The following is a 2,909-nucleotide window of genomic DNA, read 5'->3' on the forward strand; positions in this document are numbered from 1 at the left end:
TTCCCGGGCCTTGTACACACCGCCCGTCACACCATGGGAGTAGATTGCAGCTGAAACCGCTGGGAGCTGCAAGGCAGGCGTCTAGGCTGTGGTTTATGACTGGGGTGAAGTCGTAACAAGGTAGGTGTACCGGAAGGTGCGCCTGGATCACCTCCTTTCTATAGCGCTCCGCACTATATCTTCTGTTCAGCATCTGCTTTTCTAAGCCCCTAGGCCTCGTGCCTGGGGGCTTTCTTTGTGATCTCCCTGCTCAATGTAACTTGGGTACATGGACGGTCATATGTCTGAGATTGACCTCTAAGCCATTTGGCGCAGGCAGCCAGTATGGCCCTCCGGTACAATGCCGACCTATGCCTTCTTCCTCTACAGACTTCCGTTTCACCGCACCTAACGGTGTGCTGCTACAAGTGCGGGCCAGCCTCCTTTGCTTGCGTGGGGCTCAGCTGCTGACTTGCTGGGATACCCGGTTTCCAGATTTTTACTCCCTTCCAGGGGGTGCTGTCTTGACTGGCGAACCTGCTCAGGCTGCGGCTGTGCGTGAGTGGAAGGAGGAAACAGGGCAGACCATTGGCGCACCTAGACTTTGCGGGCTGGTGGAGAATTTCTTTGTCTTGGGTGGCCGCGAGTGCCACGAACTCAGCTTTTGCTTCCGCGTAGAGTTGGCGGGGCCGCTGCCTTCGCATGCCCTTGACAATGCGGCGGTGGAGTTTCGGTGGGTCCCTCTCGCAGAGCTGCCGACCATTCTGCTGTATCCGGTCTGCGTCCCCGACCTCCTAAATGTGCCCGCAGGCCAAATCGCCCACTTCGTATCAGATACGCGGGCATGAAACGCGTGCTTGTCATCGGTAGCCCTGGCGCGGGCAAAAGCACCCTGGCAAAGAGGCTGGCAGCGCGTACAGGCTTGCCGCTCATTCATCTGGATGACCTCTACTGGAACGCGGGTTGGGTGCGGGCGGAGCGCGGGGTGTGGTTGGCGCGGTTGGCGGAAGCACTGGCAGGTGAGCGGTGGATTGTGGACGGGAACTACAACAGCACCCTGGAGCGGCGACTGGAGCGGGCGGATACTGTTATTCTGCTGGGCCTATCGCGCGAACTGTGTACGGCGCGTGTTATCTGGCGGGAGTTGAGTGGGGCCCATCCGCATATGCACGGCCTGAAGCGCCGCTTGCCTACCTGGGAATTCGTGCGCTACACCTGGCGTTTCCCGGCCAAAGTCCCTGCCATTCTGGACACCATCGCCGCACACCGTCCTCAGCGGGTCTATGTGCTCCGCAGTGGCCATGAAGTGGCTGAGTCCCTGCGGGCGTTGGGCTAGCCTGCGCCTTCCACATCATGGCCTGGCGGCGGGAATGGAGCGTAGGCCGTAGCAGTGAGCATCAACGCTGCAGGAGGAGAGGCTGTCTCATGGTGTTGAGGTTGGTGATTACCGATTACGGGTTGACACTGACGCTATAAGTTCACCGCTCAGCCCTTTGCCGTCATCCCCTACACTGACCACATGCTCCCCCGTCTCATTGCCAGCGACCTGGATGGAACCCTACTCAGAAATGATCTTAGTGTCAGCCCACGTACCCGCCGGGCGCTGGACGCGGTGCGGGCGGCGGGCATACCTGTGGTGCCCGTGACGGCGCGGCAGCCGCATGGGGTCAAGTTGATTGGGCAGCAGGCAGGGTTTGCGGAGTGGGCGCTGTGCAGTAATGGCGCACTGGCGGTACACCTGAGCACAGGCGAGGTGCTGTTTGAATCCCTGCTAGGCGTAGAGGCGCAGACCGCACTGGTTCAGGCGCTGCTGGAGCGGGTGCCTGATGTGGTGGCCGTCAGCATCCGCGAGGCGGGGGAAGGGTTCTACGCTCAGGCGGGCTACGCGGCTCTGGCTGCCGAGCGCGACCACAAGCGCGACCCCCGCCATATGACCGCGCTGCCGCTGACCGAGGTGCTGAGTAGCCCTAGCCTCAAGCTGGCGCTGCGGCACCCCACGCTGACCCCCGCCGACCTGCTGGCCGAGGTGCGCGGGCTAGGTCTGGACGGGTTTCACGCCACCCATAGTGGAGCCCCTTTTGTCGAAGTGGCCGCCGAAGGCATCACCAAAGCGGCTGGTCTGGCCCGCCTGTGCGCCGAGCTGGGCGTGGCGCAGGAGAACGTGCTGGCCTTCGGAGACGCGCCCAACGACGCCGAAATGCTGGCCTGGGCGGGGCATGGGGTCGCGATGGCAAACGCTCACGCCGAGGCCTTGGCTGCAGCGGATGAGGTAACGCTAAGCAACGAGGAAGACGGGGTGGCGGCGGTGTTGGAGCGGTTGGTGGGGGATGACAAATCGTAGTTTTGTTGTGCTGATGGTCATGCTGGGACGCTAAGCACCAGCAGACGGGATATGCTGCCGTCCGCAGCCTTGGCAATACGTGCCCTTTTTACCGCGCCAAATCCTGTGTTGCCCGCAATGTTTGCACTTCAGTTCCTTGGCAAGTACCGCACCGCACTCGCTGCATTGGCGTAAGCGCCGTGAAACCTTACCGGTCTTGTGGACAGTTGACGTGCAAACGAGGCAGCGCTTATCGCCTTTGCGTGAAGCTAAAGCATCTCGCCCTGAGACATGCTTAGGGATTTCCTCAGCGGCAAGTTAGGGGGCTGAGACTTTAGGCACAGGTCCATTTTATGGTCATTCTTCCAGTCCGAAATCCCATTCATCGGCTTGCGGGTCGTACAGGCTGACTCCGCCCATGTCCGTCATTTCCATCGCGTGCAGGCGAATATCGAAAAGCTGAGCTTCCTCAGTAGGTGACAACTTCAGTTTGACCTCGTTCCAGACGGCAAAAACCAACAGACGGCCCCATCAAGCTTGATAGGGCCGTCTGTTCACGGTTTCCTGAGAGTGTGAAAACAACAGAATCCGCTGCTCAGCAGGCTACCGC

4 protein-coding genes and 1 rRNA gene are annotated in these 2,909 nt (G+C 60.6%); 4 read left to right on the forward strand and 1 reads right to left on the reverse strand.

Annotated elements, in window-relative coordinates:
* The 4 genes from IE158_RS13260 to IE158_RS13275 form a co-directional block, all read left to right on the forward strand.
* Positions 1-158: ribosomal RNA gene (locus IE158_RS13260) — 16S ribosomal RNA — on the forward strand; the annotation flags it as partial.
* 192 nt (positions 159-350) lie between these two features.
* A complete protein-coding gene (locus IE158_RS13265) occupies positions 351-827 on the forward strand; it encodes an NUDIX hydrolase (protein WP_189644182.1) in 477 nt (158 codons plus the stop codon).
* Complete coding sequence (locus tag IE158_RS13270; protein ID WP_189644183.1) at positions 824-1,315, forward strand: AAA family ATPase; 492 nt, start codon at positions 824-826, stop codon at positions 1,313-1,315. The genes IE158_RS13265 and IE158_RS13270 overlap by 4 nt, the downstream gene beginning before the upstream one ends.
* 183 nt (positions 1,316-1,498) lie before the next feature.
* Positions 1,499-2,320 carry a Cof-type HAD-IIB family hydrolase gene (locus tag IE158_RS13275; RefSeq protein WP_189644184.1) on the forward strand — a complete coding sequence of 274 codons (822 nt, stop codon included), beginning with the start codon at positions 1,499-1,501 and terminating at the stop codon, positions 2,318-2,320.
* A gap of 336 nt (positions 2,321-2,656) precedes the next feature.
* Here IE158_RS13275 and IE158_RS13280 read toward each other — a convergent pair whose 3' ends face one another.
* A complete protein-coding gene (locus IE158_RS13280) occupies positions 2,657-2,818 on the reverse strand; it encodes a hypothetical protein (RefSeq protein ID WP_189644185.1) in 162 nt (53 codons plus the stop codon).
* Positions 2,819-2,909: the final 91 nt, after the last annotated feature.

Origin of the sequence: Deinococcus piscis, from assembly GCF_014653275.1 — a bacterium.
Taxonomy (GTDB): Bacteria; Deinococcota; Deinococci; order Deinococcales; family Deinococcaceae; genus Deinococcus; species Deinococcus piscis.

What these genes read in the sequence shown, in the direction of transcription:
- IE158_RS13265 (WP_189644182.1), top strand. Translation starts at nt 351, where the DNA reads ATGCCTTCTTCCTCTACAGACTTCCGTTTCACCGCACCTAACGGTGTG.
- IE158_RS13270 (WP_189644183.1), top strand. Translation starts at nt 824, where the DNA reads ATGAAACGCGTGCTTGTCATCGGTAGCCCTGGCGCGGGCAAAAGCACC.
- IE158_RS13275 (WP_189644184.1), top strand. Translation starts at nt 1,499, where the DNA reads ATGCTCCCCCGTCTCATTGCCAGCGACCTGGATGGAACCCTACTCAGA.